At 43.9% G+C, this 16,111-nt stretch carries 14 protein-coding genes; 2 read left to right on the forward strand and 12 right to left on the reverse strand.

What is annotated here, in order from left to right; genetic code table 11:
• Positions 1-60 precede the first annotated feature (60 nt).
• Positions 61-915 (reverse strand): Cof-type HAD-IIB family hydrolase, encoded by an 855-nt coding sequence (locus tag G6554_RS07410; protein ID WP_166240289.1) that lies wholly within the window; start codon positions 913-915, stop codon positions 61-63.
• A 115-nt stretch (positions 916-1,030) separates the two neighbouring features.
• Positions 1,031-1,687, reverse strand: coding sequence for a DNA alkylation repair protein (locus G6554_RS07415; RefSeq protein ID WP_242637701.1), 657 nt, complete (start codon positions 1,685-1,687; stop codon positions 1,031-1,033).
• 141 nt (positions 1,688-1,828) lie between these two features.
• Here G6554_RS07415 and G6554_RS07420 point away from each other — a divergent pair, with 141 nt between their 5' ends.
• Complete coding sequence (locus tag G6554_RS07420) at positions 1,829-1,972, forward strand: hypothetical protein (RefSeq protein WP_166240291.1); 144 nt, start codon at positions 1,829-1,831, stop codon at positions 1,970-1,972.
• A gap of 89 nt (positions 1,973-2,061) precedes the next feature.
• On the opposite strand, the gene G6554_RS07425 is transcribed toward G6554_RS07420, so the two are convergent.
• The gene (locus G6554_RS07425) at positions 2,062-3,162 is read right to left on the reverse strand and encodes a PRK06851 family protein (RefSeq protein WP_166240293.1); all 1,101 of its coding nucleotides are present in this window, start codon (positions 3,160-3,162) and stop codon (positions 2,062-2,064) included.
• Between the two features lie 93 nt (positions 3,163-3,255).
• Positions 3,256-3,732 carry a Cys-tRNA(Pro) deacylase gene (gene ybaK, locus G6554_RS07430; RefSeq protein WP_166240370.1) on the reverse strand — a complete coding sequence of 159 codons (477 nt, stop codon included), beginning with the start codon at positions 3,730-3,732 and terminating at the stop codon, positions 3,256-3,258.
• 243 nt (positions 3,733-3,975) lie between these two features.
• Between ybaK and G6554_RS07435 the strand changes: the two genes are divergently transcribed.
• Positions 3,976-5,784 carry a TIGR04190 family B12-binding domain/radical SAM domain protein gene (locus tag G6554_RS07435; RefSeq protein WP_166240295.1) on the forward strand — a complete coding sequence of 603 codons (1,809 nt, stop codon included), beginning with the start codon at positions 3,976-3,978 and terminating at the stop codon, positions 5,782-5,784.
• A 286-nt stretch (positions 5,785-6,070) separates the two neighbouring features.
• Here the strand turns inward: G6554_RS07435 and G6554_RS07440 are convergent, their stop codons facing one another.
• The 8 genes from G6554_RS07440 to G6554_RS07475 all read right to left on the reverse strand — a co-directional run bounded on the left by G6554_RS07440 (position 6,071) and on the right by G6554_RS07475 (position 15,977).
• On the reverse strand, positions 6,071-6,778 hold the full coding sequence (locus G6554_RS07440) for an ABC transporter ATP-binding protein (RefSeq protein ID WP_166240297.1): 708 nt from the start codon (positions 6,776-6,778) through the stop codon (positions 6,071-6,073).
• Entirely contained in the window at positions 6,778-7,557 is a 780-nt protein-coding gene (locus G6554_RS07445) for an ABC transporter ATP-binding protein (protein ID WP_166240299.1), read from the reverse strand. Before G6554_RS07445 ends, G6554_RS07440 begins: the two co-directional genes overlap by 1 nt.
• On the reverse strand, positions 7,532-8,506 hold the full coding sequence (locus G6554_RS07450; RefSeq protein ID WP_166240301.1) for a branched-chain amino acid ABC transporter permease: 975 nt from the start codon (positions 8,504-8,506) through the stop codon (positions 7,532-7,534). The genes G6554_RS07445 and G6554_RS07450 overlap by 26 nt, the downstream gene beginning before the upstream one ends.
• A gap of 14 nt (positions 8,507-8,520) precedes the next feature.
• Positions 8,521-9,402, reverse strand: coding sequence for a branched-chain amino acid ABC transporter permease (locus G6554_RS07455; RefSeq protein WP_166240303.1), 882 nt, complete (start codon positions 9,400-9,402; stop codon positions 8,521-8,523).
• An 83-nt stretch (positions 9,403-9,485) separates the two neighbouring features.
• Positions 9,486-10,673, reverse strand: coding sequence for an ABC transporter substrate-binding protein (locus tag G6554_RS07460; protein WP_166240305.1), 1,188 nt, complete (start codon positions 10,671-10,673; stop codon positions 9,486-9,488).
• A 318-nt stretch (positions 10,674-10,991) separates the two neighbouring features.
• Positions 10,992-12,197, reverse strand: coding sequence for an MFS transporter (locus G6554_RS07465; protein ID WP_166240307.1), 1,206 nt, complete (start codon positions 12,195-12,197; stop codon positions 10,992-10,994).
• Between the two features lie 185 nt (positions 12,198-12,382).
• Complete coding sequence (locus G6554_RS07470) at positions 12,383-14,245, reverse strand: ABC transporter ATP-binding protein (RefSeq protein WP_166240309.1); 1,863 nt, start codon at positions 14,243-14,245, stop codon at positions 12,383-12,385.
• A 1-nt stretch (position 14,246) separates the two neighbouring features.
• Positions 14,247-15,977 (reverse strand): ABC transporter ATP-binding protein, encoded by a 1,731-nt coding sequence (locus G6554_RS07475; protein WP_166240311.1) that lies wholly within the window; start codon positions 15,975-15,977, stop codon positions 14,247-14,249.
• Between the last annotated feature and the right edge of the window lie 134 nt (positions 15,978-16,111).

A 16,111-nucleotide genomic window follows, 5' to 3' on the forward strand; every position in this document is an offset into this window, starting at 1 on the left:
GATGGACTAATCCTTTGCCTCTTCTCCTCGATTAGTCCTTCACCGACCTTAAACAAAAACCTATAACACTTCTAAAATGGCCTTCGCCACGCCGTGTTCGTTATTCGTATCCGTAATCACATCGCATAATGCCTGAATCTCATAGTTGGCATTCCCCATCGCTACCGATCTGCCGGCACGTTCAAACATCGACACGTCATTATAGTTATCGCCAATCGCCATGGTCTCTGAAATATCAATTCCGCTAACCTTCGCAAAAGTCTCAAGTGCAATCCCTTTCTGAGCCTGTTTGTTGGTAACCTCCAGATTTTCATCACCTGATGCAGAAACAGCAATTTCCGGAAATTCAGCCAGTGCATTTCCCGCGGCCGCTAGTTTACCACCATCAAATGAAAATACCAACATCTTATAGATTTGCACGGATTCGTCGGCGAAAAGAGATTCATAATCCTCCACAACCATGACCAAACCATCACGCAATCTTGCCCCGGCCGCATACATAATCTCGTCACGGTCAGCCTCAGGATTGGCGCTAAGGATAATATCGGCAAGCGTCGATACTGCTTTATCCGCATCGATCGTGCAGGCAGCCTTGTCCGTGTATACCTCAAAATACATATCAAGTTCGGTAAGCCTTGCTGCCATCTCACGTGCCAATTGTTTCGGAATCGGGGTGGCTGAAAGAATCTCTCCTTCTATCGAACGAACCTCTGCGCCATTCGTACAAATCATCGGGCATTTTAGGCCGGCCTCCCCTAAGACATATGTGGCCTCCTGATACGACCTGCCCGTCGCAACGACAAATTCAACCCCTTGGGCCTGCGCCTTTAAAATGGCCTGCCTATTTTCCTCACTAATTTGTTGAACCGAATTTAATAAGGTTCCATCCATATCTGATGCTATCATTTTAATCATGCTGATCCACCTTTTATGTAATTTGATAACTGTCAAACAGAAGCGCCTGGGCGCCTCCGCCTTTCATGTTAGTGCCATTCTAACACGGAACTGGTTAACAGTATCAGTTTGACGCTTAGGCCAAGTACTTACTGCCTTCACGAATGCTTAATGGTGCTAATGACTGCCCCTCAATAAACCTCTGCACGGAAAGAGGATTTGTTTTTGAGTATTCCCTTAATGCCCAGCCAATTGCTTTTTGGATAAAAAATTCCTTACTATCAGCATTTTGCCGTATGTATTGATAGAGCTTCTTTTCATTTGTCTTTTGTTTATACTTTAATTGAAAAAGAATCGCTGCCCGCCTGAGCCACATATTGTCGTGAATGGCCCAGCCATCAATCATTTCTTCCACCACTTCTGGAAACATTTCGGCAATTTTTCCAACAGGCTTTGGGGCAAGCGCGTCAACTGTATCCCACCACGATTTCGTCGTAATAAGCTGCTCCATGAAAGACAAATCGTCCTTCTGCAGCTTGTTCATTATTTTTTCCAAATAAGTCAAGGCTGTATATTGATATTCTCTTTCCTTTTCACTCCAAAGCTCTTCTACTAATTCCTTGTTAAATGGCTCCCGTAGAACCCCGGTTTCCTTAAAAAATTGCTTTTCTAATTCCTTACGTAAAGGCGACTTGATTCCTAAAAATAGAAAATGGCCTTTCATATAATTCATCATCGGTTCGGCCAATAATTCATTACGGTTTTCCGTAAACAGTCTTGTTACTATCGCCATATTTGATGTCACCATCATTCATCCTTTCAAATTGGTTCCTTATTTATTCGTTCCACTATCCTCCATTTTCTCCTTTATTTATGCCGCATAAACGAGCGCCTCGACGCCACACTAACAATAGCTTAAAAAGGAGGGATAGACATGACGAAAAAATTGAATAAAGGAAGCCGCAATCAAAATTCCCCGCAAGCTGGACATGCTGAGGCAGAATTTGCAACGGAGTTTGTCAGTGGCGATAACAGCAAGGGAAAAAAAGCCAATCATACACAGAAAAGGAAGAAATAGATTAGCGAAAAGGGTCTGGCCCCTTTATGGTAATTTACTGTACATACCATTTATCTGAGGGGTCAGGCCCTGTAAAAGGCACCCATTTATTAGCTCTTCGTACTCGCCCATTCTTTTATTTCCTCGGCTATCCGCCCTTGAATTTTTTCCACTACAGTAAAGTCCATTGCGGCCACATAAATCTCTTCCAGCTCATCATGCAGATCCTTTGCCTTTGCAAGATAGCTAGTCGCCTCGGTCATTTTACTTTTATATTTTGCGGCAATTTTACTAATGATCTCAGCAAACAGATCATCTGTGCCGGGCTCAATCAAAATCTCATACATATCAATGATCTCATCGCCATCACGGCTCGGGAAATACTCATGCGGTGCTGTACTGTCAAAAATGGCGATCCCGAGCTCCCGTAAGATCAACATATCAAGGCTATGCGGGTCAAAGCCGCAATGATAGATTTCAATATCGACGCCGCGCTCTTCAGCAGCCGCAGCCAGTTTTTTCAACATGGTCGATTTCCCAGATCCTGGACGCCCTTTTACGAAATAGCGTTTCGGAATCTCCTCGGTCAAATTCGGAACGAAGTCAACGGCTCCCATCGGCGTCGCCGCTCCTAAGAAGCGATGGCGCACATCCGAAGTCTTATGCAATTTCATTTTTCCAAAAAAGGTTTCAATTAACTTGTTCGTCAATTGGTCCGCCTTTTTAAAGTCCATGCTATTAATATAAATTTTTTCCCAATCATCATGGATTTCTAGCGCTTCCTTAAACGTGGCATACGCCTTTTGAAATGAGGCGCCAATCTGTTCAGTCAGCTTCTGAATTACCTTTTTCTGAACACTCAGGGCACGGGCATTCCAGGCCTCCCCAAGGTTTATATATTCCTCAACCGCTCCGGGGGCCTTCGGTTCAATCACATGCGGTGCCGTCCCATCGACAATGCCCACCTTCAGGCTTGGGATTAGAACACCATCTATTGAATTATTATCTGAGGCACAATGAAGAAACTCAACATCGTATCCTTGTTCAATCCACTCATGGCCAATTTTCTTCATCAGTGATGATTTGCCTGTTCCAGGGCCGCCCTTTAGAATAAATAACCGGTCTAACCCTTGAAGATTGGAGTCATAAAGACTATGGAAGCCCCTTGCTGTATTCCCGCCGGCAAAATAATTTTTCACTTTCCCTGCCACTTATCAACACTCCCTTTAACATGACAATCGCTAAGTTCATTTCACCTTATTGTATGCTTTTGCTGTTTATGGGTGAGTGCCTATTGAAATTTCTTACTTCACCAGATCGATCATTTCCGCTTTGGTTAGTTCCTTTAAGTTCTCAGGGGTGAGCACGATTTGTACACCAATTTTACCGGCACTGACAATGATCGAATCAATTTGCCGACAGCTTTCATCGAGGAAGGTCTTATATTCCTTTTTCATGCCAATCGGTGAGCAACCGCCGCGTATGTATCCCGTCCATTTTTGAATATCCTTCACCGGAATCATTTCCACATTCTTTTCAGCCGCTGCCTTAGCTGCCTTTTTCAAATCCAATTCTTCAGCCACAGGAATAACGAAGACATAAATCGCCTTACTGTGTCCCTGCGCAACAAGCGTTTTATAAACCACTTTCGGATCCCGGCCAATTTTCTCCGCAACGGAAACTCCATCAATTTTCCCATCTTTATTATCGTATGTAAGCATGTCATAGCTGACTTTTTTTGCATCAAGAATGCGCATTGCATTTGTTTTCGCCTGTGCCACTTTTCCAAACCCTCCATCTTCAACATGATCCTTCGATAGTACTATCATAGCAGATGATCCAAGGTCATACACAAAATCACCCAAAATTTGTCACCCGTTTGTCACTCTCTTAGTCCATGATTATAGTAAACTAAAATTATCTTAAACTACTTACAAACATAAAGGCTGTACTTTTATCAAACTATCCTACAATGTGAAAGGCATCACAAAGTCCATAATCCAATTTCCCTGAGGTGATTGTTAATGAAATACGACCTAGTACTGTTGCATGCACCAAGTGTATATGACTTTCGACAAAATTCCTTGCTCGCCGGGCCGATAAGCGATGTTGTCCCGTCGTCGCCCGTGTTTGAAATGTATCCGATTGGGCTGACAAGTATCGCCGACTATTTGGAGCGATATGGGCTGCGGGTGAAAATTATCAATATCGCCAACCGTATGCTGATGAGTGAGAAATTTGATGTTGAAAAAAAATTAAAGAAAATCAAAACGAAGGCCTTTGGGATTGATCTTCATTGGCTGCCGCATGCCCATGGCAGTATTGAGCTTGCCAAAATCGTAAAAAGACTTCATTCGGAAACACCGATCATCTTCGGTGGGCTGTCCGCCACCTATTATCATAAAGAACTCATTGAATACCCATTTATTGATTTCGTCATGCGCGGCGACTCCACAGAAAAATTGATGCTCCTGCTGATGAACAAAATTGAGGCGGGCAACACCCATTATGCCGATATTCCCAACCTTACTTGGAAAAAGGGCAGCGAAGTAGGATACAATCCGCTTACGTATGTACCAAAGGATTTGGATGATATTGATGTGCCGGGGTATCGGTACACCATCCGCTCCGTGTTTAAATATCGTAACTTCCTTGACCCGCTGCCATATAACGGCTGGTTGCACTATCCGAACACGGCCCTTTTAACCGCACGCGGCTGTACACAAAACTGCCTGATCTGCGGCGGTTCAAGAGAGGCCTATGACCAGAACTGCAACCGTCATTCACTGGCATTGCGGTCACCCAAAAAACTTGTCGAAGACATTCAATTCATATCCCGCTTCAGCCGGGCGCCGATTTTCATTCTCCATGACCTTCGCCAGGGCGGGCGTGAATATGTGAGTGAATTTTTCAGCCGGCTTAAAAAATTGAATCTTAAGAATGAAATAGTCTTTGAATTATTTCAATATGCAGACGAGGAATTTTTCAAACAAATGAATGACAGTGTCCCTAAATACAGCATTGAAATTACCCTTGAAACCCATGACGAGAATATTAGACGTTACAACGGAAAATTTAGCTGTACAAACCAAAAGGTAATCGATACACTCAGCTACGCCTTGAAAAATGGCTGCAAAAAGATTGACCTGTTCTTCATGGTCGGGATTCCGGGGCAGACGTATAAAAGCGCCGTTGAAAACATAGATTTTTGCGAAACGATCCATCTTGCCTGTAACAAGGACCCAAGAATCTTTTACTTCGTTGCACCGCTGGCACCGTTCCTTGACCCGGCTAGTCCAGCCTTTGAACATCCGGAGATCCATGGCTATAAAAAATACTGCCATACACTTGAGGATCACCGCAAAGCGATTACCCAGCCGTCTTGGAAGCATATGCTCAGCTATGAAACGAAGGATATGACGCGCGATGATATTGTCAATTCTACCTATGAAGCAGCTGAAAAACTGAATGATTTTAAACAAAAATATAATCTGATTGACCAAGAGGGTTATCAAGAAATTAAGGAAAAGATTGTGAAATCGCGGGACTATATTGAAAAAATTGATCACGTCCTTGCTTTACCCAAGGATAAACAAGTGGTCGAACTCGCAAAGATCCAAAAGGAAATAAAGGAAGTAAATGAATATAGTATCTGCGGTAAAAATGAATTAAAGTGGGAGGTCCAAAAGAATTATGCCAACTTCTTTTCGCTTGCCTTAGTTGGCATCGAGCAGCTTTATGAGGATTATATGATTACAATCAAGCATCGCCTAAGCCCGCAAAAACGGCAGCAATTCCAGCTTGACCCTGAACGAAGGAAATTGAAAATATAATAGGAAAGGTGTTGGGGCGATCCTAACACCTTTTTTGTCTAGTTACAGTGCCTAGGGCTCGGAGTCAATTCTTCCGCCGTAGCCCGCCTTTCCGCTATTATTGGAAGCTTATTTCCAATTTTTGTTGAATTAATGCTGGAATTTGTAGAATAAGTTTAAATTTCGAAGAAAAATCTTCCCAATTGAAGAATTCCTTCAATATTGTGTAGAATTCCAACCGTATCGGTAAATTTCACTTCTTAAAACGGGTCAAATTGAAAGGTATTGGGGGCTCCCCAACACCTTTTTAGTGCCCACCTAAGTAGGCTGCTCGTATTTGATCACTTTGGCTCAATTCTTCCGCTGTACCGGCAGCGACGATTTTGCCGGTCTCAATAACATAGGCACGGTCGGCAATGGAAAGCGCCATATTCGCATTTTGCTCGACTAACAGAATGGTCGTCCCCGTTTTATTAATTTCTACAATAATATTAAAGATGGTTTTGACTAATAACGGAGCAAGACCCATCGAAGGCTCGTCTAGCAGCAATAACCGTGGTCTCGCCATCAATGCCCGGCCCATTGCCAGCATCTGCTGTTCACCGCCCGAAAGCGTTCCTGACAACTGCTTGCGCCGCTCATAAAGGCGTGGGAAGAGCTGATATACCTTTTCAAAGTCTTCCTTAATCCCTTTTTTATCCTTCCTTAGGTACGCACCTAACTCGAGGTTTTCCTCCACCGACATGTTTGAAAATACCCGGCGGCCTTCAGGAACCTGGGAAATTCCCCTTTTTACAATGGCCTGCGCTACCTTACCGGCAACATGTTCATTTTCGAAGACAATTTCGCCGTTTTTCGGCTTTAGCAACCCGGAGATCGTTTTTAATAGCGTACTTTTTCCGGCACCGTTCGCGCCAATCAGGGTCACAATTTCCCCTTGATGAATGTCGAGGGAAACGCCCTTCAAGGCATGAATGTTTCCATAGTAGACGTTGATATCATTTATTTTTAGCATTACGAGACCTCCTCGCCTAAGTACGCTTCGATGACTTTCGGGTTATTTCTGATTTGCTCCGGAGTGCCTTCGGCAATTAATTGACCATGGTCAAGCACATAAATACGTTCACACACACCCATAACGAGGAGCATGTCATGTTCAATCAGAAGAATCGTCAAATCAAATTTTTCGCGAATTAAAGAAATTAAATTCATTAATTCTTCCGTTTCCTGCGGATTCATCCCTGCTGCCGGTTCATCGAGCAAGAGCAGTTTTGGACCCGCCGCTAATGCCCGGGCAATTTCGAGGCGGCGTTGCTGACCATACGGCAGATTCTTCGCCATCTCGTGCATGACATCATCAAGCTTAAAGATTTTTAAAAACTCAATTGCCTTTTCTTCCATTTCCTTCTCACCAGAAAAGTGGGAAGGGAGACGAAAAATTGAGCTTAGGATCGAATGCTTGGAAAGGGAATGATAGGCAACCTTTACATTATCCAGGACCGATAAATCGCTGAACAAGCGAATGTTTTGAAACGTTCGGCTAATTCCCTTTTTGGTAATCTTATAAGGGGCCTGACCATTTAATTTTTCACCGGCTAAGGAAATACTGCCCTCAGTAGGAACATATACACCCGTTAACAGATTAAAAAAGGTCGTCTTTCCCGCGCCGTTTGGACCGATTAAACCGACAAGTTCACCTTGTTTTAGTTCGACATTCACATCTGAAACGGCTTTTAATCCCCCGAAACGGATACCGGTATTTTCAACTTTAAGCAGTGGTGTTTTTGCCGTCATGGTGCACTCCTCCTTTAGCGGATTTGCCAAGTTTTAAGAAAGAGGTGATTTCCTTTGTTCCCATCAATCCTTGCGGACGGAACAACATCATCACAATCAGTACAAGGCTGTAAATAACCATCCGCACCTCCGGATAATTGGAGAGGAAGGTTGAAATAATCGTTAACAGAATCGCCGCAATAACGGAACCCGACATACTTCCCAAGCCGCCAATTACGACTAAAATCAAAATGTCAAAGGATTTTAAGAAACCGAAGTTCGTCGGCTGGATGATATAAAAGTTATGAGCATGCAAGGCACCGGCTACACCGGCAAAGAAGGCGCCAATGACAAAGGCCATTACCTTGTAAAAGGTGGTATTGATCCCCATCGCATCTGCCGCAATTTCATTTTCACGAATCGAAATACAAGCACGGCCGTGCGTCGAGTTCGTAAAGTTTACAATCACAACAATGGTGATGGTCACACAGGCAGCCAGCCAAGGCCATGTCGTTAAATGGGAGACGGTCATCCCGCTTGCACCGCCAACATAATCAATATTTAATAAGATGATCCTGACAATCTCACCAAAGCCGAGAGTTGCTATCGCAAGATAATCGCCTCGTAATCGTAGTGTCGGGATCCCAATAATTAATCCGGAAATGGCTGCAGTCAAGCCTGCGACAACGATGGCAACCGGAAAAGGCAGACCCAATTTCATGGTCACAATGGCTGAGGCATAGGCACCAACCGCAAGGAAGCCGGCATGTCCAATCGAAAACTGACCGGTAATCCCAATAATTAAATGGAGCGAAGCGGCAAGAATAATATTAATCCCAATGGAAAATAAGGCGTTTACATAGAAGGAGTTTAATGTCCCGCCGTTAATCAGAAATTGAGTGACCACTGAAAAAATAACAACCACTGCCATTGTGCTCCAAAAACCTTTTGCTTTTTTTACACGATTCATTCCCTCTGCACCCCCTAGACCTTTTCCCTGACATTTTTACCAAAAAGGCCAGCAGGACGGAAAATTAAGATTAAAATCAGGACAATAAAGGCCACAGCGTCCCGCCATAGTGAGCCTCCCATCGCACTTACAAGGGATTCAATAACACCCAACAATAATCCGCCGGCCATTGCCCCCGGGATAATCCCAATTCCGCCCAGAACAGCCGCCACAAAGGCTTTCAGTCCTGGAATAATTCCCATTAATGGCTCAATCTTTGTATAGTACATCCCGAAAACTACACCTGCGGCACCAGCAAGGGCTGAACCAATCGCAAAGGTGGCAGAAATGGTATTATTGACATTAATGCCCATCAATTTCGCAGCATCCATATCATGAGAAACCGCACGCATGGCTTTACCAATCTTGGTTTTATGCACAATAAACTGGAGGACAATCATTAAGAAGACCGAGACGGCTAAAATCAGGATGGACTGGCCGCTAATTTTAACACCGAAAATCTCTAAACTTTTTAAAGGAACGATCCCATTTGGATAGGCTTCAGGCTGGGCACCGCGAATATAAATGGTCCCGTATTCGATAAAGAGCGAGACACCTATTGCCGTAATTAAAGCGGCAATTCTTGTGGCATTTCGTAAGGGCTTGTACGCAATCCGTTCAATTAAAACACCAAAGATGGCGCAGGCCGCCATGGAAATGAGTAAGGCGGTGAAAAAACCTAAATCTAGTATAGTAATAGAATAAAAACCGATGAAGGCACCGACCATGAAGACGTCCCCATGGGCGAAGTTAATTAATTTTACAATCCCATAAACCATTGTGTACCCAAGGGCAATCAACGCATAAATGCTCCCCAGGGAAATTCCGTTAACCAGTTGCTGGATAAATTGTTCCATGTTTAGACACTCCTTAGAAAGGACTTCAACTTACTTCAAAAAAACAGAATAGGGAGACTAGCTCTCCCTATTCAATTACTATTTTATTCTGGACTAACCTTCGTTTTAAACGTTTGCTCTCCGCCCTTGTACTCTAAAATAACAGCGGATTTAATTGGGTTGTGGTTCTTATCAAGCTTCATTTTTCCCGTTACAAGCTCTAAGCCATCTGTTTCGGCAAGAGCCTTTTGGATTTTCTTCGCATCACCGCTGCCAGCACGCTTAATAGCATCAGCAAGGAAATAAGCAGAATCATAACCTAAAGCGTTGAAGGCATCAGGAGACTTGTCCTTATATTTTGCTTTAAATGCTTTAACGAAATCTTGTACCTTTGGATCCGAGTCACCGGAAGAATAGTGGTTCGTGATGAACGTATTGTCTAAGGCATCCTTGCCTGCAAGTTCAACTAGTTTAGGAGAATCCCAGCCGTCAGCACCCATCATTGGTACATCAATGCCTAATTCGCGAGCCTGCTTAACAATTAGACCAACTTCTTCATAATAGCCAGGAACAAAGATGAAGTCAGGAGTTTTCCCTTTAATGTTTGTTAATTGGGCATGGAAGTCAGTATCCTTCGCAACATATGCTTCTTCCTTAACGATCTTTCCGCCTTCCTTCTCAAACAACTCTTTGAAGGAAGCCGCTAAGCCTTTTGAATAATCACTTGCACTATCAATGAAGATCGCAGCTGTTTTGGCCTTTAAATCATTAGACGCAAAGTTTGCTGCTACTGTCCCTTGGAACGGGTCAATGAAGCATGTACGGAAGACGAAGTCACTTAATTTGCCGTCCTTAACTGTCACGTCTTCAGCAGTTCCTGTTGGTGTCAAAAGTGGGATATTGTTGCTTTGAGCAATTTCAATTTGTGCTTTTGTGTTTCCACTTGTGGCAGCACCAATAATGGCGACAACCTTATCTTGACTGATTAATTTCGTTGCACCACTAATGGCCTCTGGCGCCTCTGATTTATTATCATACGAAACAAGCTGCAGCTTTTTACCATCGATACCGTCTTTGTTAATTTCCTCAAGTGCCAGGTCAATCCCTTCTTTAATCGATTGACCGTAGGATGCTACACCGCCGGAAAGCTCAAGATTGGCACCAATCTTAATTGTTCCGCCTTTTTCCTCATCACCGCCTGAACTTGAAGAAGAAGAAGAATTACATCCTGCCATTACACCTGCCGCTAACAAGAGCGACATAACAATACCAGCTGTTTTTTTCTTTCTCATCGCAATACCCCCTGTTTTTCTGGAAAATTTTTCTGAACCAATTGTCCTATTCTTGCCAAAAAAGATAATATTCTGAAAACATTGTACCCAATATTTCAGAGTTCGTCTAGTCTATTTGTCAGTTATTTTAAAATAATTTAGAAAATAGCAAAAATACGGAGTAAACTGGAGAAAAACGCTTTACGTTAGTAAAGAACAGAAGGATTTCCCTGTAAATCGAAAGGGAATTACTTTTTTAAATATTTTGCCCCCATATGATTTCCTTCCTTTTTGCAAAAAAAGAGACCCCTTAAATCAGGAATCTCTACAGTCAAATTATTATACTAATTCTTTATTTTTCGTTTCCTTCCCTAAAAAGAAGACGGCAAAAGCCCCAATGAGGACGGATATACAGAAGATCATAAAAATGGCCGCAATGGATACCTTTCCAGTCACGAGGTAACCGACTAATAACGGCCCTAAAACACCGCCGATCCGGCCAAATGAGGCAGCCATACCAGTTCCTGTCCCGCGAATAATGGTAGGATATTGTTCAGGGGTATAGGCATAAAGTCCTCCCCATGCACCCAAATTAAAGAACGATAACAGAATACCTGCCGTCATCAACATGGCGGTTGATTCTGCGGCACCAAACAAATAAGCACTTGCAGCTGTTCCAATTAAATAGACAACTAAAACAAATTTCCGGCCAAATTTCTCAATAAACCACGCAGCCGTAAAATAACCCGGCAGCTGCGCAAGTGTCATGATGAGGACATATTCAAAGCTTTTAATTAAACTAAAGCCTTTCATGACCATCACACTTGGCAGCCATAGAAACATCCCATAATAGGAGAAGACCACACAGAACCAGACAATCCATAGCATGGCGGTTGGCCGGGCATACTCCTTTGACCATAATTTCTTTATACTTCCGAAAGCGGAGATCTTTTCCTTGTTCTTCACAGCAGTAAAACGCGGCGAGTCTGGCAGACCCATCCGTAAATACAACGCATATATAGCCGGAACGGCACTAATCAACAAGGCCACCTGCCAGCCAAACCTTGGAATGATAAAATAAGAAATAACTGCCGCAACTAACCAGCCACCTGCCCAAAAGCTTTCCAGTAAGACAACAATTCTCCCGCGCTTGTCGGCAGAAACACTTTCTGACACAAGGGTGGAGGCAACAGGAAGCTCTCCGCCTAAGCCCGCCCCAATGAAAAACCGTAACACTAAAAAGGCGGCTAGAGTGGTAGTAAAGGCTGAAGCACCACTGCCAATTGAAAACAATAATAACGTAATGATAAAAACATTTTTCCGGCCGACCCTGTCTGCCATGAGACCAAATACGAGTGCACCCGCGGCCATTCCAATTGAATTGATACTGCCGATCCAGCCCATTTGATCTGGCGTTAGCTCCCACTCCACCTTTAATGCCGCAATAATGAAGCTAAGCATGCCAACATCCATGGCATCAAACATCCAGCCCATTCCCGCAATGCTCAGCAATCTTCGACTTGATATATCCCTTTTCTTGTTCATCTGATCCTCCTATTCGCTCTCACTATTTACATTATTCCCCAACATTCATGTTTTTTAGAGAAAAAATAGCAAAACGATTAACATAAGAGTATTCTAACAAGTGTCTTTACAGTTGTCACTACAAAAATAGAAAAGAGGAACAAAAAAAGAGAGAAAGCTAGCGCGCATCCTCTCAATCTCCAAAATTATCTTTCCTCATGTTCAGCTTCGACATTTTTAAATTGGTTGAAAAACATTTGATAATAGCGGCCTTGTGCATCCATTAACACATCATGACTGCCTTTCTCAATGATTTGCCCATTGTCAATCACCATGATGGTATCAGCATCACGAATGGTATTTAATCGATGGGCAATGATAAAGCTCGTCCGCTCCGACATTAGTTTTAACAAGGCCTCTTGAATATGAAGCTCTGTTCTGGTGTCAATGCTGCTGGTGGCCTCATCTAAAATGAGCAAGGATGGTTTTGCTAGGATGACCCTGGCAATCGCTAACAGCTGCCGCTGACCTTGACTTAAATTGCCGCCATTTTCCGATAGAACTGTTTCATACTGATTCGGCAGCCTTTTAATAAACACATCCGCATTCGCCATTTTAGCAGCTTGTTCCACCTCATCATCGCCGGCATCAGGTTTCCCGTATTTAATGTTCTCCTTGATGGTTCCAGAAAATAAATACGTGTCCTGCAGCACAAAGCCAAAACATTTCCGTAAGCTGTCCCTCGTGTAATCGCGAATATCCCGGCCATCGAGCAGGATTCTTCCTTCTGTTACATCGTAGAATCTCGTCAACAGGTTAACAATCGTCGTTTTTCCGGCACCAGTGGGCCCGACAAGGGCGATACTGCTGCCGACATTCGCTTCGAAGCTGACATTTTTTAAAATAAGGACATCCGACCGATAACCAAAGCTGACATTTTCAAAGACGACATGGCCTTTAGGCTGTTCCAGGGAAACGGCCTTTGGTACATCTGCCGGCTCCTCCTGTTCATCCATCACCTCAAATACGCGCTCAGCTCCAGCCACACCTGACTGCAGGATATTAAAAATATTGGCAAGATCATTAAGCGGTCTGCCAAACTGCCTTGAATAGGTAAGAAAGCTGGCAATCGTCCCAACAGTGATTAGACTTTTGACGGCGAGGATGCCGCCGATGACCGCCACAATTGCAAAGCCGAGATTATTAATTACGTTCATAATTGGCATCAAGAAGCCTGACCAAATTTGCGCCTTGAGGCCGACATCGCGAAGCTTGCTATTTACTGCTTCGAACTCTTCAATCACCTTGTCCTCATGATTGAAGGCCTTGACAACCTCAATTCCGGAAATCGTTTCCTCTATATGACCATTCAATTTGCCAAGCTCCACTTGTTGATTTTTAAATAAAACACTTGTCCGTTTCGCAATCGTCCGTGTCAGTAAAAAAACGAGCGGAACTGTTAGCAAACTTGCTACTGTGAGGATAGGACTTAGAACCAGCATCATCATTAACGATCCCGTGAGGACCATCAATCCGGACATTAATTGCGTGGTGGACTGGGAGATGGTGTTACTGACATTATCTACGTCATTTGATAACCGGCTCATCAGTTCTCCGTGTGTTCGTGAATCAAAAAAGGAAACGGACAGCTTTTGCAGCTTTGCAAATAGGGCATCCCTTAGACGCTTGACAACTCTCCCGGCCACACCGGCCATCAGCCAGCCTTGCAAAAAGGTAAGAACGGCATCCGCTACATAAGCAGTGGCCAGAACAATTACCATCATTTCAAGAAAGCGGAAATCTACCTTTCCATTTTTAAGGCTCATCGCATCAACAGCTTTCCCGATTAAGAACGGGGCGATCAGCATAAGTACTGAATCAATGATAATAAAGAAAAAGATCAAGGTGAGCATTTTTCGCTCATTGCCAAAATACTGCCAGAGACGCCTTAAGGTAGCTTTGAAGTCTTTTGGCTTGACCACCGGTCCTCGAAAGCGGTGGGCACCACCGGGCCGTAATGGCGGTGGGGTACGGTCGGTATTGCCAGCCGGTGCAGTTTGCTTTGCCATGTTACACGACCTCCTTACCGATCTGTGAGTGGTAAATTTCTTGATAAACCGTACATTCCGCCAGTAATTGTCTATGGGTACCGACCCCAACAAGTTCGCCTTGGTCGAGGACTACAATCTTATCGGCATCCATAATTGAGGTAATCCGCTGGGCAATCAGCAAACACGTAAGCCCTTTGGCATACGTCTTTAAACCTTCTTTAATTTTTGCCTCTGTTGCCACATCAACCGCACTAGTACTGTCATCTAGGATTAATATATCCGGCTTTTTAATCAGGGCCCTGGCAATCGAGATCCGCTGCTTTTGTCCACCGGAAAAGTTAACGCCTCCCTGGCCAATTTGCGTTTGATAGCCTTCCGGTGCGGCCGAGATAAAGTCATGGGCACCGGCAATGGCCGCCGCGGCGAGGACTTCTTCCTCTGTGGCCGATTCTTTCCCCCAGCGGATATTCTCAGCCACACTTCCGGTAAACAAGATATTCTTTTGCGGCACCATGGCGATTCTTTCACGCAGTTTTTTTGGATTAACTAGTTTACTATCTTGCCCATCTACTTTAATCGTCCCGCTCGTGACATCATAAAAGCGGGGGATCAGCCCGACTAATGTGCTTTTTCCTGAGCCGGTTGAGCCAATGACGCCGACGGTTTCCCCGGGTAGGATGGTAAGATTAATATTTTTTAAGATGGGCTCACCGCTTGTCCCTTCGTAGGAAAAAGTAACATTTTCAAAATCAATTCTTCCCTTTTCCGTGTGAGGCCGCGGCGAGGTCTCATTTTTCCAGGTAATGTCGTCCTCTTGCCTAAATACTTCATCAATTCTCCCGGCTGACGCCTTTGCCCTGACAAACATATTGAAGACCATCGAAATCATCATCAAGGAAAATAAGATTTGTGTCATATAGTTGGTAAAGGCAATGATATGCCCGACTTGAATGTGGCCGTTATCGACGCCTATACCGCCGATCCATAAGACGACAACGATACCAAGATTAACTGTAAGCATAATTGCCGGGCTGAAAACAGACATAAGCCGCCCTGCGGCGATGGATTGATTTTTAAAATGATCATTTGCCATGGTGAATTTGCCCATCTCAACATCGAAGCGATTGAATGCTTTGACCACACGGACGCCTGATAGGTATTCACGCATCACCCTGTTCACCCGGTCCAATGCCTGTTGCACCTTCGAGAAAAGTGGGAACCCTAAACGTAAATTCAGGATGATAAACAGCGCCACGATTGGTACTACCACCGCTAGTACTATGGATAAATGCAGATTCAACCGCATCGCCATCACCAGTCCGCCGATGGCCAAGAGCGGGGCCTTGACGAAGATGCGCATTGTGCCGTTGACAAAGACTTGCACCTGGGTCACATCGTTTGTCAGACGGGTGATTAACGATGCGCGGTCAAATTTGTCTAGGTTTTTAAACGAAAGTGTTTGTACCTTGTTAAATAAATCGGACCTGAGTTCGGTGCCAAAGTTTTGTGAGACAATACTGGCCATAATGCTTCTAGTTGATGCGCTCACGGCACCGAAGGCGGTAATCGCAAGCATCACTCCGCCCATTTGTAACACATAGCGGATGTCTCGATCAGCAACCCCATTATCGATAATTTTCGCCATAATTGTCGGCTGCATTAAATCGCAAATCGCCTCAAAAGTGAGGAATAAAACGGCAATGCTAAATGACTTCCAATACTTCTTTGTGTATTTTGAGAGAAATTTCATAGGCTCACCTTTTCCTGTCAACCAATTATAATAAGGATATTATAGTTTGGTTTCCTATGATTGACCAATTATTTCGACTTTAGAAATAAAAAAATGGACCATTCATAAAAAAATGGACCATTCGCCTTGCATCT

The sequence above is a fragment of the Bacillus sp. MM2020_4 genome (assembly GCF_011250555.1).
Lineage (GTDB): Bacteria > Bacillota > Bacilli > Bacillales > Cytobacillaceae > Neobacillus.

What these genes read in the sequence shown, in the direction of transcription:
- G6554_RS07455 (WP_166240303.1), bottom strand. Translation starts at nt 9,402, where the DNA reads ATGGAACAATTTATCCAGCAACTGGTTAACGGAATTTCCCTGGGGAGC.
- G6554_RS07410 (WP_166240289.1), bottom strand. Translation starts at nt 915, where the DNA reads ATGATTAAAATGATAGCATCAGATATGGATGGAACCTTATTAAATTCG.
- G6554_RS07465 (WP_166240307.1), bottom strand. Translation starts at nt 12,197, where the DNA reads ATGAACAAGAAAAGGGATATATCAAGTCGAAGATTGCTGAGCATTGCG.
- G6554_RS07475 (WP_166240311.1), bottom strand. Translation starts at nt 15,977, where the DNA reads ATGAAATTTCTCTCAAAATACACAAAGAAGTATTGGAAGTCATTTAGC.
- G6554_RS07440 (WP_166240297.1), bottom strand. Translation starts at nt 6,778, where the DNA reads ATGCTAAAAATAAATGATATCAACGTCTACTATGGAAACATTCATGCC.
- G6554_RS07445 (WP_166240299.1), bottom strand. Translation starts at nt 7,557, where the DNA reads ATGACGGCAAAAACACCACTGCTTAAAGTTGAAAATACCGGTATCCGT.
- G6554_RS07415 (WP_242637701.1), bottom strand. Translation starts at nt 1,687, where the DNA reads ATGGCGATAGTAACAAGACTGTTTACGGAAAACCGTAATGAATTATTG.
- G6554_RS07420 (WP_166240291.1), top strand. Translation starts at nt 1,829, where the DNA reads ATGACGAAAAAATTGAATAAAGGAAGCCGCAATCAAAATTCCCCGCAA.
- G6554_RS07470 (WP_166240309.1), bottom strand. Translation starts at nt 14,245, where the DNA reads ATGGCAAAGCAAACTGCACCGGCTGGCAATACCGACCGTACCCCACCG.
- G6554_RS07450 (WP_166240301.1), bottom strand. Translation starts at nt 8,506, where the DNA reads ATGAATCGTGTAAAAAAAGCAAAAGGTTTTTGGAGCACAATGGCAGTG.
- G6554_RS07435 (WP_166240295.1), top strand. Translation starts at nt 3,976, where the DNA reads ATGAAATACGACCTAGTACTGTTGCATGCACCAAGTGTATATGACTTT.
- G6554_RS07460 (WP_166240305.1), bottom strand. Translation starts at nt 10,673, where the DNA reads ATGAGAAAGAAAAAAACAGCTGGTATTGTTATGTCGCTCTTGTTAGCG.